The 18906-nt window shown below is 67.6% G+C and carries 19 protein-coding genes and 3 tRNA genes; 18 read left to right on the top strand and 4 right to left on the bottom strand.

The window, feature by feature from the left end:
* Positions 1-53: 53 nt before the first annotated feature.
* The 8 genes from DZG09_RS00535 to DZG09_RS00500 all read left to right on the top strand — a co-directional run bounded on the left by DZG09_RS00535 (position 54) and on the right by DZG09_RS00500 (position 6498).
* Positions 54-1385: an FtsK/SpoIIIE domain-containing protein gene (locus DZG09_RS00535; protein WP_162893065.1), complete on the top strand. Its 1332-nt coding sequence runs from the start codon at positions 54-56 to the stop codon at positions 1383-1385.
* The gene (locus tag DZG09_RS00530) at positions 1382-1792 is read left to right on the top strand and encodes a hypothetical protein (protein ID WP_119695805.1); all 411 of its coding nucleotides are present in this window, start codon (positions 1382-1384) and stop codon (positions 1790-1792) included. The genes DZG09_RS00535 and DZG09_RS00530 overlap by 4 nt, the downstream gene beginning before the upstream one ends.
* Positions 1779-3158 carry a replication initiator gene (locus tag DZG09_RS00525; protein WP_119695804.1) on the top strand — a complete coding sequence of 460 codons (1380 nt, stop codon included), beginning with the start codon at positions 1779-1781 and terminating at the stop codon, positions 3156-3158. The genes DZG09_RS00530 and DZG09_RS00525 overlap by 14 nt, the downstream gene beginning before the upstream one ends.
* The gene (locus tag DZG09_RS00520) at positions 3133-3369 is read left to right on the top strand and encodes a MerR family transcriptional regulator (RefSeq protein WP_119695803.1); all 237 of its coding nucleotides are present in this window, start codon (positions 3133-3135) and stop codon (positions 3367-3369) included. Before DZG09_RS00525 ends, DZG09_RS00520 begins: the two co-directional genes overlap by 26 nt.
* Before the next feature lie 199 nt (positions 3370-3568).
* On the top strand, positions 3569-4492 hold the full coding sequence (locus tag DZG09_RS17020) for a tyrosine-type recombinase/integrase (RefSeq protein WP_338039969.1): 924 nt from the start codon (positions 3569-3571) through the stop codon (positions 4490-4492).
* 308 nt (positions 4493-4800) lie between these two features.
* On the top strand, positions 4801-5544 hold the full coding sequence (locus tag DZG09_RS00510) for a metallophosphoesterase (RefSeq protein ID WP_162893063.1): 744 nt from the start codon (positions 4801-4803) through the stop codon (positions 5542-5544).
* An 18-nt stretch (positions 5545-5562) separates the two neighbouring features.
* Positions 5563-5808, top strand: coding sequence for a hypothetical protein (locus DZG09_RS00505; RefSeq protein ID WP_162893062.1), 246 nt, complete (start codon positions 5563-5565; stop codon positions 5806-5808).
* Between the two features lie 18 nt (positions 5809-5826).
* On the top strand, positions 5827-6498 hold the full coding sequence (locus DZG09_RS00500) for a hypothetical protein (protein WP_162893061.1): 672 nt from the start codon (positions 5827-5829) through the stop codon (positions 6496-6498).
* A gap of 331 nt (positions 6499-6829) precedes the next feature.
* Here the strand turns inward: DZG09_RS00500 and DZG09_RS00495 are convergent.
* The 3 genes from DZG09_RS00495 to DZG09_RS00485 all read right to left on the bottom strand — a co-directional run bounded on the left by DZG09_RS00495 (position 6830) and on the right by DZG09_RS00485 (position 7146).
* Positions 6830-6902 (bottom strand) — tRNA-Phe (locus tag DZG09_RS00495).
* Positions 6903-6971: 69 nt separating this feature from the next.
* Positions 6972-7045, bottom strand: a tRNA-Asp gene (locus DZG09_RS00490).
* Between the two features lie 28 nt (positions 7046-7073).
* Positions 7074-7146 (bottom strand) — tRNA-Glu (locus DZG09_RS00485).
* A 345-nt stretch (positions 7147-7491) separates the two neighbouring features.
* Here DZG09_RS00485 and DZG09_RS00480 point away from each other — a divergent pair.
* The gene (locus DZG09_RS00480; RefSeq protein WP_240423568.1) at positions 7492-8787 is read left to right on the top strand and encodes a M23 family metallopeptidase; all 1296 of its coding nucleotides are present in this window, start codon (positions 7492-7494) and stop codon (positions 8785-8787) included.
* Between the two features lie 291 nt (positions 8788-9078).
* On the opposite strand, the gene ppa is transcribed toward DZG09_RS00480, so the two are convergent.
* Positions 9079-9570: an inorganic diphosphatase gene (gene ppa, locus DZG09_RS00475; protein WP_087054171.1), complete on the bottom strand. Its 492-nt coding sequence runs from the start codon at positions 9568-9570 to the stop codon at positions 9079-9081.
* Positions 9571-9660: 90 nt separating this feature from the next.
* On the opposite strand from ppa, the gene tilS reads away from it, so the two are divergent.
* The 9 genes from tilS to DZG09_RS00430 all read left to right on the top strand — a co-directional run bounded on the left by tilS (position 9661) and on the right by DZG09_RS00430 (position 18904).
* Positions 9661-10647 (top strand): tRNA lysidine(34) synthetase TilS, encoded by a 987-nt coding sequence (gene tilS / locus DZG09_RS00470; RefSeq protein WP_119695798.1) that lies wholly within the window; start codon positions 9661-9663, stop codon positions 10645-10647.
* A gap of 108 nt (positions 10648-10755) precedes the next feature.
* Entirely contained in the window at positions 10756-11307 is a 552-nt protein-coding gene (hpt, locus tag DZG09_RS00465; protein WP_119695797.1) for a hypoxanthine phosphoribosyltransferase, read from the top strand.
* Positions 11308-11515: 208 nt separating this feature from the next.
* Positions 11516-13522 (top strand): ATP-dependent zinc metalloprotease FtsH, encoded by a 2007-nt coding sequence (gene ftsH / locus DZG09_RS00460; RefSeq protein ID WP_119695796.1) that lies wholly within the window; start codon positions 11516-11518, stop codon positions 13520-13522.
* A 3-nt stretch (positions 13523-13525) separates the two neighbouring features.
* On the top strand, positions 13526-14128 hold the full coding sequence (gene folE / locus DZG09_RS00455; protein WP_119695795.1) for a GTP cyclohydrolase I: 603 nt from the start codon (positions 13526-13528) through the stop codon (positions 14126-14128).
* On the top strand, positions 14128-15366 hold the full coding sequence (gene folP, locus DZG09_RS17015; RefSeq protein ID WP_338039968.1) for a dihydropteroate synthase: 1239 nt from the start codon (positions 14128-14130) through the stop codon (positions 15364-15366). Before folE ends, folP begins: the two co-directional genes overlap by 1 nt.
* Entirely contained in the window at positions 15363-15902 is a 540-nt protein-coding gene (gene folK, locus DZG09_RS00445; protein ID WP_119695794.1) for a 2-amino-4-hydroxy-6-hydroxymethyldihydropteridine diphosphokinase, read from the top strand. The genes folP and folK overlap by 4 nt, the downstream gene beginning before the upstream one ends.
* Complete coding sequence (locus DZG09_RS00440) at positions 15899-16387, top strand: DUF3180 domain-containing protein (protein WP_119695793.1); 489 nt, start codon at positions 15899-15901, stop codon at positions 16385-16387. Before folK ends, DZG09_RS00440 begins: the two co-directional genes overlap by 4 nt.
* A 124-nt stretch (positions 16388-16511) precedes the next feature.
* A complete protein-coding gene (locus DZG09_RS00435) occupies positions 16512-17132 on the top strand; it encodes a PH domain-containing protein (protein WP_420845898.1) in 621 nt (206 codons plus the stop codon).
* Entirely contained in the window at positions 17129-18904 is a 1776-nt protein-coding gene (locus DZG09_RS00430; protein WP_240423566.1) for a PH domain-containing protein, read from the top strand. The genes DZG09_RS00435 and DZG09_RS00430 overlap by 4 nt, the downstream gene beginning before the upstream one ends.
* Positions 18905-18906 lie beyond the last annotated feature (2 nt).

Below are 18906 nucleotides of genomic sequence, written 5' to 3'. Positions count from 1 at the left end.
AGAGACAGTACTGGGCAGGGGAGTGGCCGCGCCTCTGGCGCGTTGGGAAGTGGTTGCTGATCCCGTTCCTGCCGCTTGCCGCGCTGTACGCGGTGCCCGGCGTCGGCCAGGTTGTCAACTGGCTGTTCGTTGTGGTGGTGATCGTGATCGTTCTTCGGCGCGTTCGTGCCGCGCGCAACCTCGACGCTGTGCTCCATCGCCGGTGGCAGGAGGCGATGACGAAGCGGATCCTGGCTGTCTGGCCCACGCTGGTTGTGACGCTCAAACTCGGGGTACGTGACTTTGAGGGGCGCAACGTGTTCATGCCGATCGCGCGTCCGACGTGGTCCGGGTGGGCCTGCGACATCGGAGTCGCTCCACCGCCTGGGCTTGCAATCGAGGACATCAACGCGGTCGTGGGCCGGATTCGAGAGGCGTTCGGAGCGAGCCGAGTGGCCGTGATCGGGCAAGCCTCCGGGAACATCGCTCTTCGCGTCCAGTACGTGGACGTACTGGAACAGCCGTTCTTGGTCCCGGAGGAGGTCGAATGGGACGGGCGTAGCGTCTCGATGGGGCTTGCGGAAGATGGCTCCGAGTGGCGGCTACCGGTCGGACCTCACACCCTTGTCGCCGGGTCCTCTGGGAGCGGGAAGGCATCGTTGATCTGGGGTCTGCTTCTCGGCCTCCGTCATCCGATCCACGACGGGACCATTGAAGTCTGGGGCATTGACCGCAAAGGCGGAATGGAACTCGCGCTTGGCAAGGATCTGCTTACGCGGTTCGCCGATGACGCTGCGCACTCTGTCGCACTGCTCGAGGATGCTGTTGAGCAGATGCAGGCCCGCGCCCGTCGGTTGGCGGGGGTTACTCGGCAGCATGTGGCATCGAGCGAGATGCCCACGGTGATCGTGCTGATCGACGAGCTCGCTGCGCTGACGGCATATGAGAACGATCGCGACACGCTGCGCCGCGCGAATGCGGCGATTGCGACGCTCGCGTCCCAGGGCCGCGCCGTGGGATTCATCGTGTTCGCGTGCCTGCAGGATCCGCGCAAAGAAACGCTGCCAGCACGTGGCCTCTTCACCCAGACAGTCGGGTTGCGGCTGCGCGATCGAACGGAAACGGCCATGGTCCTCGGCGACGGTGCCGTGGCCGCTGGGGCGCTCTGTCACGAGATCTCCTCGTCGATGCCAGGTACTGCCTACGTGCTGGACGAGGCTGGCTCACCGCCCCGTCGCGTGCGGGCTGCATATGCATCAGATGGTCATATCCGCAGCCTGGCGACTGCCTATCAGGCGCCTCATCAGCGCCCCGTGCACGTGCCTGAACCCGAACACGTGCAGCCGAAGCCGCGACGGGCGCGAGGGCGGCGAACAGAACGAAAGTCGCGAGAGGAGACGTCATGAACGTGAAGAAGGCTGCGTCCGTGAGCGGCGCGCTGAGCGTTGGAGTGCTGCTCCTGGCAGCGGCGGCAGCCGGAGGTTACGCATACGAGCACTCCGATTCGACCGGTCGCCAGGACGAGGCGAGCCCAGTGCCGTGCAACTTGTCGCTGGTGTGGGACCGGATTGACGAAGACTTCCAAGCGGTCTACGAAGATTCCGCGATGGCGTCGTACTCACCCGAGTACGGCCGGATCGCGAACCTCTCATGCAGCGATGCCGACATTCTCGAGTGGCAGGCGCAACGCCAGGAGAGCGGCCTCGACGACGAAGTCTGCCGTCCCGTGATGTCCGAGGACGTCATCGTCGGCGCCGTCTATTCGATCGGCTGCGCTGCTCCCGTGCTGGAGGTGCGCGGTGAACCTCGCTGAATCCGTGGCCGCGCGACTGCGCACGTCCGACTTCGACCGCTGGATGGGCGATGCGGCGCGCGTGGGGTACTGCTCGAACCCGGTCAAGCTCGCTGGCTCCGCGGTGACGCTCGACGCCGACAGCGGTGTCGTTCTGCGCGAGTTCGATTCCGGGTCGGCTGTCGATGGCGTTGCCTACGTGCGCTGTGGCAATCGTCGTGCGCAACGATGCGCGTCCTGCAGTCACGAGTACAAGGGCGACACCTGGCACATGATCATGGCCGGTGCCGGCGGCGGGATGAAGGGCGTGCCGGATACGGTTCGCGAGCATCCGACGGTGTTCCTCACGCTGACCGCTCCATCGTTCGGCGCGGTGCATTCGGAAGCCGGTTCACGTGCTGTCGGTGTCTGCGAACACGGGCGACCCCGTGGATGCCGGTGCGGACACTCAGAGAACGAAGCTCACCTGGGTGACCCCGTGTGTCCCGAGTGCTACGACTATGAGCGGCACATCGTGTGGCAGTTCTGCGCTCCCGAATTGTGGCGGCGCTTCACCATTCAGCTCCGTCGCCGCTTGGCGCGAGAACTCGGGCTCACCCAGCGCGCGGCTGCGGAGATCGTGCGTGTGCAATTCGCGAAAGTCGCTGAGTTCCAGAAGCGCGGGGCTGTGCACTTCCACGCGATCATCCGGCTCGACGGCGTCGACGAGCGGACGGAATTCGTCAGTCCGCCGCCCGACGTCACGGAAGAGCACCTCGTGGCAGCGATTCGCGAGGCTGCGCGCTCCGTCGCATACGAAGCGCCTGCGCTTCCGGGAGGAGGCGCTCGCCCGATTCTGCAGTGGGGCAAGCAGATCGACATCCGACCGATCGTTCGGCGCGACGGGCTCGAAGGAGCGTTGTCGGATCGGGCAGTCGCGGCATACATCGCGAAGTATGCGACGAAGGCAACCGACGACCTTGATGGTGCTGAGAACGGTCGGAAGCACATCCGTATGCTCCGGGCCACCGCTGAGGCGGTTGCCGACGTCGCAGAGCCCGACAGCGCGTACGTCCAGCTGAGGAAGTGGTCGTCGATGCTCGGGTTCCGCGGGCACTTCTCCTCCAAATCGCGGCGGTACTCGATCACTCTCGGTGAGTTGCGAGGTGCTCGTCGACGTTGGCGGCTGGATCGCGTCATTCAACACGCACGAGAAGACGGACACGACACGGACGACGTGCTGGTCATCGGCCAGTGGAGTTTCGCAGGCATGGGCTGGCGCAGCGAGGCGGACAAGCTGCTCGCGATGGAAGCGGCACGGGCCGCGCGGGAGTGGCGGGCTGCGAAGAGCAGAGAGAACGGGCAGGGAGGAAGGACGGATCATGAAGAGCAACGCCGAGACCATTGACGCGTTCGACGGCGATGGCATCGACGAGACGAGGTATCTGACGCGTCGAGAAGCTGCCGAGTGGTGCAGGGTTCCTCTGTCGACGTTCGATTCGCTCCGTCGGCAAGCGCGGGTGCCATTCCCGGACGCGCAGGTCGGCAAGCACATGCTGTGGAAGGCCGACACGATAGCCGCCTTCCTCGAGCGAGGGGGCACCCGTGTCCGGCCGTAGCGAGCGAATCGACCCGAAGAGCCGTCGCCCGCTGCCGGAAGGGATTCGGTACCGGAGGGATCGGAACAAGTACCAGGTGCGCGTGTGGGCGGTGGGTCTCAACGGTCAGGACAGGGAAAGAAGCTACCTCGTCGAGACACTCGCTGAGGCGAAGCGTCTTCGTTCTGAAGCCCGATCGCGAGTTCGTCCCGACGGCGGGATGAGCCTCGAAGCGTGGCGAGACTGCTACTGGCCGATCCTCGTCGAAAGCGTCCGGCCCGCCACGTCTCGCGGGTACGACGTCGCCTGGCGGAAGCGAGTGAAACCGTGGCTCGGACATCGCAGGATCGAATCGATCTCGGTCGGCGACATCGAGGCCGCAATCGCCGGATGGAAGGGGACGGCGTCGACACGCGGTGACGCGTTGTCCCTGCTGAGCAGACTTCTCGACGGTGCGGCCCGCTCCGGTGTGATCGAGTCGAATCCGGCACGACTTGCGCGTCGCCCGAAGGATGAGCGAGCCGACAGCTTCAGATCACGAGCACTCCGAATGTCTGAGGTCAGCACGATGCTTGAACACGTGGAAGCTGGTCCGTACCGTGATTACCTCGCCGCACTCGTCTACACCGGTATGCGTGCGGGGGAGGCAAGTGCGCTGCGTGTCGGGGACGTGGACGTCGACGGCCGGGTGATCCATGTTCGGCGCAACTTCGGAACGACCGCGAGCGGGGCAGCGGTGGAGCAGACGCCGAAGAGCCACAAGGAACGCACGGTGCCGCTTCCGGAGGTGCTCGTGCCGACCATGAGGCGAGCCATCGAGGACAAGCGTCGCACTGAGCTGGTCTTCACCGGTCCGCGCGGCGGCCAGCTGAACACTTCCAATGTTCGTCGCGCGGTCGGCTGGGAAGCGTTGCGGGAACGACTCGATCGACCGGACCTCCGGATCCATGATCTCCGTCACACGCTCGCGACGCTGCTCTTCGACGCCGGGACCGCAGCGAACGACGTGCAAGCGATCCTGGGGCACTCGTCGCTCCAGGTGACCGAGCGCTACAGTCGGGCGCGTTTGGATGCCGCGAAGCGTGCTGGCGCAGCATTGGACGGGATGTTCGAAGCCGATGCTGGCGGCATGCGGTCCGCCTGATCAGAAAATGGAGTTGCTTGTGAGAGATCCGTTCGAGGTCATTGTTGAGGCGGACCGTCTCAAGACCGATCGGTTTACGTTCGAGCATGAACGGAGCCGAGGGTTTGCCGTCTCGCTTGACGGAGAGTGGTTTTGGTTCCCAGCGCTTGCTCCCGCGTATGCGTTCGGCCGTGCTGGGAGAATGTCGAATCGGGTAGGGAGTTGGAGTCTCATCGAGGCAACGGCAGAGGTCAAGTTCGATCACGCTTTGGGGCGCGATGTTCGCACCCTGACTCTGCTGCGCGGTGGCGTCGGCCGGCACGATGCGGATGCCCGTCAACGTGATCACCTGCGCGAGTTTGCAGAGCGAGTCGACCCGGATTCCAATGCATGGCCAGCTTGCTGACGGGGAGTCGTCCTCGTGGTTGGCTCCTTCCATTGAGCGGAGGCAGATGTTGAGTGAGTCTCCGAAACTTCGTGGGCAGTTCGACTTTGGTGTCGTCGATTACGTGACCTCCGACACGCACTTCGGGCACAAGCGCATCAGCGAACTCGCCGAGCGCCCATTTAGTGACGTCGAAGCAATGGATGCGGAGCTGGTGCGCCTGTGGAACGAGGTCGTGCCGCCGGATGCGGTCGTGCTTCATCTGGGAGATGTGGCACTTGGCCCGATTGACCGGAGCCTCGAGTTGACGGCGCAGCTCCACGGCAGACGCTTCCTGGTTCCGGGCAATCATGATCGGGTGTCGTCGGCGACGCAGTCGAAGCGGGCGATCGAGCGCTTTCGCCCCCTGTATGAGGACGCAGGCTGGGTGGTGCTGCCAGAGATGCTTCGTGGGGAGCGTCATGGGCGTCCGCTGCTGGCATCGCACTATCCGTATCGGGGCGACTCGCGGGAGACGGAGCGTCACCAGCGGCATCGTCCTGTCGAGGAGGGGCTGCCGCTGATTCACGGGCACACTCATGACCGCGATCGTGGCGCGGACGGGCGCCAGTTCCACGTTGGCGTTGACGCATTCGGCTACGCACCGATCCCGTTCGCGGTGATCGACGAGTGGCTGCGTTCGCTGTAGAGGCACAAGGGGGAGTGCGTGGCGAAAAAGTTGATGTATCTCGGCCCTGGTCGGCGAGGAGATCCGATCGCAGACATCGCCGCGGCGATCGTGCTCGTGCACAGCATGAACGGGCACGAGACGGACGACGACGAGATCCGTGAGGAGCTTCGCGGGTACGGCCTGCCCACGGTTCCCGAGAACGTCGAACGTGTGCAACGACTCGTTGCACAATCGTCCAACGGACCGTTGGATGAATGCCAGCGTGGGCGCGCTGGTGGGTGAAGGTGCCCCGGCCCGTCATTGTTCGGCGGGCTGCTGGGCAATTTGGGCAACGAGCTGTTGCGCAATTCGCCAACCACTCGTTGGCAGATCTCCGCTGGAGAGGATTGCGAGCTGTGTCAGGGTCGTCTGCGCGTGCTCGTCTCCGGTGAAACAGTGACCTTCCGCCCGGCTGACCGCGTCTACGTCGACGAGTCGAAGGCCCGTGGCTACTACGTCGTGGCCACCGCATCGGCCGTCGGTGACGTCAAGGCGGCGGATCGAGAGCTGCGCGCCTTGCTGAAGCCGGGGCAGCGACGTCTCCACTTCAAGAGTGAGAGCGACAGTCGTCGCCGGCTGATCCTGTCGCGGATCTGTGAGCTCAACGTCCGTGTCAGCGTGTGGATCGTGCGGAAACTGCCGGACAAGGAAGCACGGCCGTTGTCGCTCGGCGCCCTCGTCGAGGATGCCGTTCGGGATGGCGTCGCGCAGCTGTTCATTGAACGAGACGAATCCCTCGAGCACGCCGACCGGCGTCTGATCGCCGGGATCGTCCGTCGCGAGTCGGCGTCCGAGTTCCTCTATCGGCACGTCGCGCCGCACGAGCATCCGCTGCTGTGGGTGAGCGACGCCGTCGCGTGGTGCTACTCGAACGGCGGCGACTGGATCCGTCGCGTTGAGACGATCGTCGAGCGGCGGGTGACCCGCTTGTAGAAATACGTGAGCCTGGCTCGTCATACCGTCCGGAAGACTGCCAGGCTCCGAGGGCTACTGCCCGCCGTGGTTCAAGTGTATCGCGCGATGGCGCGACTGGTCCAGCGACAGCTCAAGGCCGCAGACCGGCACAAAACCGGCACAAGCCTCGTGAGCGGCGCGTTTCGTCTCGCTTCGCTCGCTCAACGACCGGGAGCTGCGGAGGCTCTAAGACTGGTCGGAACGGTCCAGGGGAGCGTCTCGGAAACTACCCCTCATCAGGGCAAAGCAAAACCCCCGCCATGTAGAAGCTAGGCGAGGGTTTCTAGAACCGTTGTAATGACGGTCCTTGTGGCTCCGACCGGCGTCGATCCGGTGACCTTTCGATTTTCAGTCGAACGCTCTACCAACTGAGCTACAGAGCCGTACGGCAATCATCCATCTGCCGCATCCTACGCAAAAGGCCTCCTCGAAAGAAGGCCCGTCGCTTGGAGCGACCCTGACGGGACTTGAACCCGCGACCTCCGCCGTGACAGGGCGGCACGCTAACCAACTGCGCTACAGGGCCATGATTATGAAGTTGTCGTTCGGTACGGTGACCCCAACGGGATTCGAACCCGTGCTACCGCCGTGAAAGGGCGGCGTCCTAGGCCGCTAAACGATGGGGCCGGGGCGAACCGTGTGGCTCACCGTTGCCGACAACCAAGCATACGTACATCCGCCGCGAATCTTCAAATCGGGGGCGCGCCGAAGTCTGCCCGGGAGTGTCGCCGGGCAGGATGGGCATGCGCTCCGTGCTCATCGCAGCACCTGTCGTGAAGCAAAATCTGCCGGTCCGCGCCCAAATCAGGTACGTTTGTGAATGGTGTTGTTATTGTGACTCGTGTGAAAGAGGCGGTGAAGGACTCGATGGACGCTGCTACCGAGGTGGATTGCGGGTGCGCCCCGACCGCGGCTGAGCGTCGCTCGCTCTGGGGGCCGGTCACACGTCGCGTTGCTCTTGCCGTAGGCGCGGTGGGTGTCGCTGCCGGCAGCGTGTCGGCCTTTGCGAAGCCGGCCGCCGCTTACGATCCGGATGACTATCCGAGTTGGGCGGACGTAGAGTCTGCTCGCAGCAGCCAGTCGGCGAAGGCGGCGGAGACCCGCCGCATCGAAGGGCTGATCTCTCAGCTCAAAGAGAATGTCGCAGCGGCGCAGGCCCGTGCCGAGCAGGCCGCAGACGCGTATTACGAGGCGCAGCAGGATGCGTTCGCCGCAGCTCAGCGAGTCGAGGATCTTCAGGAGCAGGCGGACGAGGCCGCGAAGACAGCCAACGAGGCCGAGCTCGCCGCGGCCCGCCTCGCCGCGCAGCTCACACGCACGAGCGGGAGTGAGACCTCTCTCGGTGTGCTGTTCGCCGATTCCGGTGCGAGCGCGGACGATCTTCTGGCCCGCCTCGGCCAGATGGACAAGCTCTCGGAGCAGAACGAGGCGATTCGCGCAGACGCGGTCGCCGCGCGCGACTCCGCGCAGGCGCTCAGCGACCAGGCCGAGGTGGCACGCGAGGAGCGTGACCGGCTGCAGAAGGTCGCAGAGAAGAAGCTCGAGGAGGCCCGTGCCGCGCAGCAGGAGGCCGAGGCCGCTCTTGCTCAGCAGGAGGAGCACCTCGTCACTCTCGAAGCTCAGCTCGAGGCGCTTCAGGGCAAGACGAGCAAGACCGTCAAGGAGTACAAGGAAGGCGTCAAGGCCAAGAAGGAGTACGAGGCCGAGCAGCGCCGCAAGGAAGAAGAGCGTCGCAAGAGAGAAGCCGAAGAACGCGCCAAGAACAACAGCAACAACGGCGGCGGTGGCGGAAGCGGCGGCGGAGGCGGCGGTACATCCACCGGCAGCAACGGCGGCGGTGGCGGCGGGGGGTCCAGCTCCGGATGGGTCCGTCCCAACAACGGGCGACTCACCTCAGGGTTCGGACCTCGTATGGTGCAGTGCGGCACCGGATACTGCGCCAGCGGCTGGCACAGGGGCACCGATCTCGCTGCCGGCTGCGGGTCACCGCTCTACGCCGCGCACTCCGGTACCGTGATCTGGGCGGGTGGGCTCGGCGGGTACGGCAACTTCGTCAAGATCGATCACGGCGGCGGCATTGCAACCGGATACGCCCACCAGTCGTACATCGTCGTCAGCTACGGTCAGCGCGTCTCGGCCGGACAGGTGATCGGCTACGAGGGGAACACGGGAAACTCCTTCGGCTGCCACCTGCACTTCGAGGTCTTCCAAGGCGGTGGGCAGATCAACCCTGCGCCGTTCATGGCGGCCCGTGGCGTCTACCTCTGACCGCGTTCCCGGATGCCCGACATTCGGACGAGACGAGGCAGCGGGCGTCGGGCCCGCAGTCGAGCGGCGCTGAGCCACTGCGCTTTCGCTGAGGCACTGCATAATCCGGCTGATTCTGCCGCGACTCGGCGCCCCTGCGCACGGGCCGACTCTGCTCATCTGCAGACGTGCCGCGGCCCATCCGGCGCGCGGGTCGGCCCGCTCCGGAGCCCGCCTCGCGCAGGCACACCCGCCGGAGCGCAGAAAGGGGAGAGCCCGCCGAAGCGGACCCTCCCCCGAAGACGCTGCGGCTCAGTGGCCCTGAGTCTTCGCGCGGTCGAACGCCTCGGTGACCAGGCGCTCGGCCTCGGCCGCGCCGGCCCACTCGTCGACCTTGACCCACTTGCCCGGCTCGAGGTCCTTGTAGTGCTCGAAGAAGTGACCGATCTCCTTCCGGGTGTACTCGGGGAGGTCCTCGACGTCCTGGATGTGGTCCCAGCGAGGGTCCTTGGCGAGCACCGCGACGACCTTGTCGTCGCCGCCGGCCTCGTCGCTCATCTTCAGCACGGCGACGGGCCGAACCTTCGCGCCGACGCCGGGGTAGACCGAGTGATCCATCACGACGAGCACGTCGAGCGGGTCGCCGTCCTCGCCGAGAGTGTTCTCGAAGAAGCCGTAGTCGGAGGGGTAGCCGAAGGTCGTGTACAGCACGCGGTCGAGGAACACCCGACCGGTCTCGTGGTCGACCTCGTACTTCACGCGGCTGCCGCGCGGAATCTCGATGACAGCGTCGTATGCGCCCATGCCTGGTAACTCCTTGAAAGTCTGCCGATCTGGCGCGCTCAGCCTACCCGGCGACGTCGCGAAACGGCTGAGGCGTACTACCGTGAACCCATGCTCGACCCCGCGATCGCCGCCTGCCGCCTCGCCGTGCGCGGGTCGCTTCGCCCGTTCTCCGGCAGCGGAGCGACCGTGCTCGTCGCGCTCTCGGGCGGCGCGGACTCTCTCGCGCTCGCCGCGGCCGCGGCGCACGAGGCACCGAAGCTCGGGCTTCAAGTGTCGACTGTGACCGTCGATCACGGGCTTCAGGCCGACTCGGACCAGGTGGCAGAGCGCGCGGCAGAGCAGGCTCGCGCACTGAAGATCCCGGATGCCCGGATCGCGCGAGTCGAGGTCGGCTCGGACGGCGGGCCGGAGGCCGCGGCGCGCGATGCCCGCTACGGTGCCATCGCGCGTGTCGCGTCAGAGATGGGCGCGGTCGCCGTGCTCCTCGGCCACACGCTCGACGATCAGGCAGAGACCGTGCTGCTGGCGCTCGCCAGGGGCGCGGGAGCCGGCAGCCTGCAGGGCATGGCGCCGCGGCGAGTCGACGAGCGCGGGCTCGCCTGGGTGCGTCCGTTCCTCGCGCTGCGCCGCGACGACACCCGTGCGTTCTGCGCGGCTTCCGGAATCGAGCCATGGCAGGACCCGCACAACTCGGACGACCGCTTCTCGCGGGTGCGGGTGCGCGAACGAGTGCTGCCGGTGCTCGAGACGGAGCTCGGGCCAGGCATCGCCGAGGCGCTCGCCCGCACCGCAGAGCAGCTGCGCGAGGACAACGAGGCCTTCGCCGACATGATCGAGGAGACGATCGAGGACATCGTCGAGCACGCCGAAGCGGGCATCGCGGTCTCCGCCGCGGCGCTCGAGGCGAACCCGTCCGCGATCCGGAACCGGATCATCCGGCTCGTCGCGCAGAGCGAGTTCGGCGTGAGCCTCACCAGACGGCAGACCCTCGAGATCGCGCGGCTGGTCACCGACTGGCACGGTCAGGGCCCGATCGATCTGCCGGGGTTCACGGCCGAGCGTCGGTCCGGCCGCATCGTGCTCGCCGCACGCTGACAACTCGTCAAGTCTCCGTCTTATCTGCAGCGGGCGGTTGGAGAGTGGGCGGAGACTTGAGGAGTTCAGGGGCGGGCGCGCAGCGGTGGGCCTTCTACACTTGAGGGCATGCGCGCCGCGGACATCACCGACCAGCTCACAGACGTTCTCGTCACAGAAGAGGACATCAACGCCAAACTCGCCGAAATCGCCCGTCAGGTCGAATCGGACTACGCGGGCAAGAAGCTCCTGCTGGTCGGTGTGCTCAAGGGCGCGGCCATGGTGATGGTCGACTTCTCCCGCCACCTCAGCCGCGAGATCGAGATGGATTGGATGGCCGTCTCCAGCTACGGCGCAGGTACGAAGTCCAGCGGCGTGGTGCAGATCCGCAAGGACCTCGACACGGACCTGGGCGGCTACCACGTGCTCATCGTCGAGGACATCATCGACTCCGGCCTCACCCTCAGCTGGCTGCTGAAGAACTTCGCCGAGCGCGGCGCCGAGTCCGTCGAGGTGTTCGCGCTGCTGCGCAAGCCGGAGGCGGTCAAAGTCGAGATCGACTGCCGCTACCTCGGCTTCGACATCCCGAACGAGTTCGTCGTCGGCTACGGCCTCGACTTCGCCGAGAAGTACCGCAACCTGAGGGACGTCGCCATCCTCGCCCCCCACATCTACTCCTGACCCGAGCGGCGCCTACAGCCCCTCGAGTGCGGGAGAACGCCGCCAACAGGCGGTCATGGCGGCGCTTCGCCGCACCTGAGCGGCAGGGCCCCGCGTTACGCCGCGGGCGAATCACAGTCGCGCCATAAACGCGGCGCGATAGCCTTCTATGAACGCGCCATGGCGCGTCGCTGATCGACCCAAAGGGAGCCGGGCCCGCGCCCACACCATGAACGCCAAGAAGCTCACCCGCAATCCTCTGATCTACGTGCTGCTGATCGGCGTGCTGCTGATCGCCGGGTTCATCCTGATCAACAGCCTCGGCGGGCCGAAGCAGATCACGACCCAGGAGGGTTTCGAACTTCTCGACAAGGGCGCAGCCACCGAGGTGACGATCACCGACGGCAACCAGCGCGTCGACATGCACCTGTCCGAGGCGTACGAGGGCGCAGAGGACGTGCAGTTCTACTACGTCAGCGCCCGCGCAGACGACCTCGTCAACGCGGTCGAGAAGGCCGCGCCGGCCGACGGCTACGACGACGACGTTCCGCAGCAGAGCATCTTCGCCAGCCTGCTGACGTTCCTGATCCCGGTGCTGCTGCTCGGACTGCTGTTCTGGTTCCTGCTCGCGAACGCGCAGGGCGGCGGCCGGATGGCTCAGTTCGGCAAGTCGAAGGCGAAGATCGCGAACAAGGAGCACCCGGATGTGACGTTCGCCGACGTCGCCGGAGCCGACGAGGCGCTCGAAGAGCTGCAGGAGATCAAGGACTTCCTCGCCGACCCGTCGAAGTACCAGGCGGTCGGCGCGCGCATCCCGAAGGGCGTCATGCTCTACGGCCCTCCCGGCACCGGAAAGACGCTGCTCGCCCGTGCCGTCGCCGGTGAGGCGGGCGTGCCGTTCTACTCGATCTCCGGCTCGGACTTCGTGGAGATGTTCGTCGGGGTCGGCGCCAGTCGCGTGCGCGACCTGTTCAACCAGGCCAAGGAGAACTCCCCAGCGATCATCTTCATCGATGAGATCGACGCCGTCGGCCGCCAGCGCGGTGCGGGCATGGGCGGCGGCCACGACGAGCGCGAGCAGACGCTGAACCAGATGCTCGTCGAGATGGACGGCTTCGATCCGAACGCCAACGTCATCGTGATCGCGGCGTCGAACCGTCCGGACATCCTCGACCCCGCTCTGCTGCGTCCCGGCCGTTTCGACCGCCAGATCGGCGTCGACGCACCTGACCTCGCCGGCCGCCACCGGATCCTCGAGGTGCACGGCCGAGGCAAGCCCCTCGCCGACAGCGTCGACCTGAACTCCGTCGCACGCAAGACGCCGGGCTTCACAGGCGCCGACCTGGCGAACGTGCTCAACGAGGCCGCGCTGCTCACGGCGCGCTCCAATGCGCAGCTGATCGATCACCGCGCCCTCGACGAGGCGATCGATCGCGTCATCGGCGGCCCGCAGCGCCGCACCCGCGTGATGCAGGACAAGGAGCGCCTCATCACGGCCTACCACGAGGGCGGCCACGCGCTCGCCGCGGCGGCGATGAACTTCTCGGACCCGGTCACGAAGATCACGATCCTGCCGCGCGGCAAGGCACTCGGCTACACGATGGTGCTGCCGCTCGAGGACAAGTTCTCGATCACCCGCAACGAGCTGCAGGACCAGCTCACCTACGCGATGGGCGGCCGCGTCGCCGAGGAGATCGTGTTCCACGACCCGACGACGGGTGCGTCGAACGACATCGAGAAGGCCACGTCGACGGCCCGCAAGATGGTCACCGAGTACGGCATGACCACGGCCATCGGGCCAGTGAAGCTCGCGGGCGCCAGCGGCGAAGTGTTCATGGGACGCGACATGGGGCACGGCCGTGATTTCTCGGATGGCTCGGCCTCCACGATCGACGCCGAAGTGCGTGCGCTGATCGAGCAAGCCCACGACGAAGCGTACGAGGTGCTCACGGCGAACCGCGACATCCTCGACGGGCTCGCCCACGAGCTGCTCGAGAAGGAGACGCTCGACCACCATCGTCTCGACGAGATCTTCGCGAACGTGCGGAAGCTGCCGAAGCGCCCGCAGTGGCTCTCCAGCGATGGTCGCCCGGTCTCGAATCTGCCTCCGGTCGACGTGCCGCGTCGCGCCAGCGAGCAGATGCCCGTGGCGGCCAACGCGGCCGACCCACAGGCCGCGCCCGGCGAGGCCCAGCCGCACCCGGCATCCGGCAGCTCCCGTCCAGCCACGGCCTGATCCATGGCTGGTCCGGAGGGCGTGGACCGCGACAGAGTCGCCGAACTCACGCGCGAGCTGCTGATCGCCATCGGGGAGGACCCGGATCGCCCGGGGCTGACCCGTACGCCGGAGCGGGTCGCGGAGATGGTCGCCGAGATGTTCGGCGGTCTCTCGCAGGACCCCGCGGCTCCGCTGGCCTCGACGATCAGCGTCGCCTCAGGGCCGGCTCCAGAGACGCAGCCGTCGGGAGCGGTGATCGTGCGGGGCATCCGATTCCGCTCGGTGTGCGAGCACCATCTGCTGCCCAGCCACGGCACGGCGCACGTCGCGTACCTGCCAGGCGAGAAGGTGGTCGGGCTCGGCGCGTTCACCAAGGTCATCGACATCCTCGCCAACCGCCCGCAGGTGCAGGAGCGCCTCGGTGAGCAGATCGCAGACACGATCGCTCGGGCCCTCGCCGCACGCGGCGTCGTCGTCGTGCTCGACGCGGTGCACCAATGCGTGACGATGCGCGGAGCGCAGCAGGCCGACAGCTCCACCGTCACTATCGCCACGCGCGGCGAGCTCGCCGACCCGGCGGCCAGGGCGGAGATCATCGCGCTGATCGGGAAGGGCGAGGGCTGATGGAGATCTGGGGAGTCGTCAACGTCACGCCCGATTCGTTCAGCGACGGCGGCGAATTCTTCTCGCACGACGCCGCGATCGCGCACGGGCGCAGTCTGCGCGAGCAGGGCGCGACCGTGCTCGACGTCGGCGGAGAGTCGACGAGGCCCGGTGCGCACCCGATCGGCGCCGGAGAGGAGCTGCGCCGCGTGCTCCCCGTGATCGAGGCGCTGGCGTCCGATGGCGCCGTCGTGAGCGTCGACACGTACCGCGCCGAGGTCGCAGAGCGCGCGATCACCGCGGGTGCGAGGATCGTCAACGATGTATCGGGCGGCATCGAGGACCCGCGCATCTTCGACGTGGTCGCGGCCGGTGACGCCGAGATCGCCATCGGCCACTGGCGCGGGCCGTCCGCCGACATGTACGCGACGGCGCAGTACTCGCGCGTGGGAGACGAGGTCGCGGCCGAGCTGCTGCGGCGCGTCGAGGCGGCACGGACCGCTGGTGTGCGCGACGAGCAGATCATCCTCGACCCGGGCATCGGCTTCGCGAAGACGCCGGAGCAGAGCTGGGCGGCGCTGCGCGAGCTCGACGCGATCAGCGCGCTCGGCTTCCGCCTGCTGATCGGAGTCTCGCGCAAGCGACTGCTCACGACAGCACTCGGCGACGACGCCTCGACCGGCCGTCGCGACCTGGCCACGGCCGTGACGAGCGTTCTCACGGCCAGGGCCGGCGCCTACGGCGTGCGCGTGCACGATGTCGTCGGCACGGTCGACGCGCTCGCGGTGCTCGACGCGTGGGACGGCGCTCCGGTCGCCGGGAGCACGAAGGTGCCGGGTGCCGCAGGTGCGCCGGACGCTGATGGCTCCGGCATGATCGAATTGACCGGCCTGCGTGTGTTCGGGCACCACGGGGTGTTCGACTTCGAGCGCGAGAACGGCCAGGAGTTCGTGATCGATCTGCACATCTCGCTGCCGATGGCGCAGGCGGCCAGGACCGACGACGTCACCGACACCGTGCACTACGGCGAGGTCGCCGATCGTGTCGCCGCGATCGTCGCGGGCGAGCCGGTGAATCTGATCGAGACGCTCGCTCACCGCATCGGCGGCGCGGTGCTGGCCGACGAGCGGATCGAATTCGTCGGCGTCACCGTGCACAAGCCGCAGGCCCCGATCGAGCAGCGCTTCGACGACGTCTCCGTGACGGTGATGCGCACGCAGGGCGCGCCGCCGAGCGGCGAGGGAACGAGCACACGATGACCGACGAAGCGACGAAGAAGGCACCCCAGCCTGAGACTTCGCCCGACGCGGCCGCCGTCGACGCCGTCGTGGCATTCGGGGCGAACCTCGGCGACCGGTACGCGACGCTCTCCGCCGCCGAGCGTCAGATCGCCGCGCTGGGCGGCGTGACGGACATCCGGATGTCGACGCCCGTCGAATCGGTTGCGATCACACCGACGGGCCCCGACCCGGACAAGCCCGGCTACCTCAACGCCGTGGCGCTGGTGCGCACGACGCTCGCTCCCGCCGCACTGCTGGCGGCGCTGCACGATGTCGAGAACGCCCACGGGCGCGTGCGTGAGGAGCGGTGGGGCGATCGGACTCTCGATCTCGACCTGATCGCATACGGCGACGTGTGCTCCGCGGGCCCCGAGGTGTCGCTGCCACACCCGCGCGCGCACGAGCGCGACTTCGTGCTTGGGCCGTGGCTCGAACTGGACCCGGATGCCGCAGTGCCGGGCCGAGGCCGGGCGGACGATCTGCTCGCCGGCCTGCTCGCCGAGGGGGCGGCGTGAAGCGCACCGATCCGCTCGCCCTCATCGTCGCCGCGGTGCTCGGCGGCGGTGCGGGGTTCGTGATCGATCAGGTGCTCACGACGACCGGACACCCCACGTTCACGCCGCCCATCGGCCTGACCGTCCTGCTCGTCGTGCTCGGGGGCGCGTGCATCGTCCTGGCCTGGCCGATCCGCCGATCGGTGAACGACCAGAAGGCGCCGCGCGTCGACCCGTTCCGCGCGCTGCGCATCGCGGTTCTCGCGAAGGCGTCGAGCCTCGTCGGCGCGGCCGTCGGCGGCGCGGGTCTCGGCCTCATCGTGTTCCTCACTACCCGACCCGTCCCCGCGCCGATAGGGTCGATGGGAGCGATCATCGCTGCGGTGGGGGCGAGCATCGTCCTGGTCGTCGCGGCTCTGGTCGCGGAACACATGTGCACGCTGCCGAAGGACCCAGATGACCGAGAGCACCCCGACGCCGGGCCAGGAACCGAACCCACCAGCTGACGCGCAGGGTCCGGTCATACCGCCCCGCCCGGCGGCGCCTTCAGCCGCACCAGCGGCGACGGGCTCGACCGGACCTGCCGAGCCGCCGCCGTCCGCCCCGGAACCGTCGGCATCCGGAGCGCCGATTCCTCCTCGCCCCGAGCATCCGGATTCCGCACCGGTCCCGCCCTTCCCCGGGCAGACCCCTGCGTCATCCGGGGCCGCGCCGCAGGCGTCGCCAGTGCTCGACGACGGCACCTACACGCAGCTTCGCGAGCCTCGCAACGACGGCAGAATCGCGCTCGACGGCCAGTGGCATCAGATCTCGCCCAAGTACGTCGTGTCGCAGACCGTGCAGAATGCGATCTTCGTCGCCGTCGTGCTGATCGCCGCGGCCGCCGTGCACCTGTTCGCCGAGCAGTGGTGGGGGTGGATCGCGGCCGGCGCCATCGTGCTCATCACGGCGATCACGCAGATCGTGCTGCCGCGGCAGGCCCGCGCGCTCGGGTACATGCTGCGCGACGACGACCTCGTATTCCGCAAGGGCATCCTGTGGCAGCGCATGGTCGCGGTGCCGTACGGGCGCATGCAGCTCGTCGACATCACGCACGGGCCGATGGACCGCGCCTTCGGCATCGCGAAGCTCAAGATGATCACGGCGGCCGCGACGACCGGCGTCGAGATCCCGGGGCTGTCGCAGGCGGCGGCGGAGTCGCTGCGCGACACCCTGATCGAGGTCGCCGAGACGAGGCGGACCGGCCTGTGAGCGATCAGTCGGATTCTGCACCGGCAGCGCCCGCCGCGCCGCTGAGCGGGGGAGGGGCGTCGTCGCTGGCCGACGGTCGGTGGCACCGCCTGCATCCGCTCACTCCGCTGTTCCGCGGAGGGCTCGCCCTGGTGATCATCGTGGGCATCCTGCTCGCGAACCTGCGCGAGAGGATCATCTTCTGGTTCATCTCGATCTTCGACCGTGAGCATGCGATCGACATCGACTACGAGGACGGGGATCCGGTCGGCCAGGCGATCGACTGGACTGTGGCCAACAACCTCATCCTGCTGGTGCTGCTCGGCGTGCTCGTGTTCGTCGCGCTGCTGTGCGGGCTGTTCTGGTTGAGCTGGCGCAAGCACGAGTTCCGGATCACCGGTGAGCACGTCGAGGTGCGCCGCGGCGTCGTCTTCCGCACGCAGCGCCGCGCCCCGCTCGATCGCGTGCAGGGCGTGAACCTGACCAGGCCGTTCATCGCACGCATCGCGGGCATGGCGAAGCTCGAGGTCGACGGTGCGGGCACCGACGCGAACGTGCCGCTGGAGTACCTCGGCACCAAGCGGGCCGAGGAGGTGCGCGCCGACATCCTGCGGCTGGCGTCCGGCGTGCGCGCGGCCAGGGCGCAGGCGCGCGAGGCTGCGGCGAACGATGAGCAGGCAGGCGTGCGCCGGGTCGTCGCCTCCACCGTGAGCGAGGGAGTGCAGGGACTGATCGACGGCGTCGACACGCAGGACGTCGCGCCGGAGAGCCTCGTACGGATCCCGACCGGCCGCGTCATCGGCGCACAGGCGCTCGAGCTGCTGTGGGGGCTCGGCATCGCACTGGTGGCGTACGGCATCTTCTTCGGCATCATGGTCCCGTTCGTGTTCTCGAACGACGACGGGCCGGGCGAGGGGTTCGCGGTGCTGGGCATCACGACCCTCGTGACGCTCATCCCCGGCCTGATCGCGCTGGGGGCCGTGCTGTGGACCAAGGTCTCGCAGTCGCTGCGCTACTCGATCGCCGAGACCCAGAACGGTGTGCGGGTGACCTACGGGCTCACGACCACCACGACGCAGACGATCCCGCCCGGCCGCATCCACGCGCTCGAGGTGTCGCAGCCGATCCTGTGGCGCCCGTTCGGCTGGTGGAAGATCAAGATCAACCGGATGTCGGGCAAAAGCCAGTCGCAGCAGCAGTCGGGCCAGTCGCAGCAGTCGGCACAGGTGCTGCCTGTGGGAACGCGCGCCGACGTCGAACGCGTTCTGCGCGTATGCCTGCCCTACCTGCCGGTCGCCGACCTGCCGCTGATGGTCGACAACGGCATGTACTGGTCGGCTCCGGATGCCGCTGACCCCTATCGCACCATGGCCAAGCGCGGATGGTGGCGGCGGCCGTTCTCGTTCAAGCGGCACGGCTTCGCCGTGACCGGCTACGGGCTGTTCCTGCGCCGCGGCACGATCTGGCGCAAGCAGGCCGTGTTCCCGCTCGCCCGTCTGCAGGGCGTCTCGATCGCTCAGGGACCGATCGACCGGATGCAGCGCGTCGCGTGGGCGCAGGCGCACGCCGTCGCCGGTGCGGTCTCCGGCCAGATCGTCGGGCTCGATCGGGAGGACGCCGCTGAGCTGCTCGACCAGGTGCGCCGTGCCGCAGTCGTCGCCTCCGCGAACGACCAGACCCACCGGTGGGGCACGGCCGAGCCCGTGCCCGGCACCGTCTCGGCGCTTCCGCAGATGATGGCAGCGGCGCCGGTGGGGCTCTCGCATCCGGATCAGCCGACCCCCGGAACATGAGC

Source organism: Microbacterium halotolerans (assembly GCF_003569805.1).
Lineage (GTDB): Bacteria > Actinomycetota > Actinomycetes > Actinomycetales > Microbacteriaceae > Microbacterium > Microbacterium halotolerans.
This window is presented reverse-complemented; position numbering and strand designations above follow the sequence as displayed.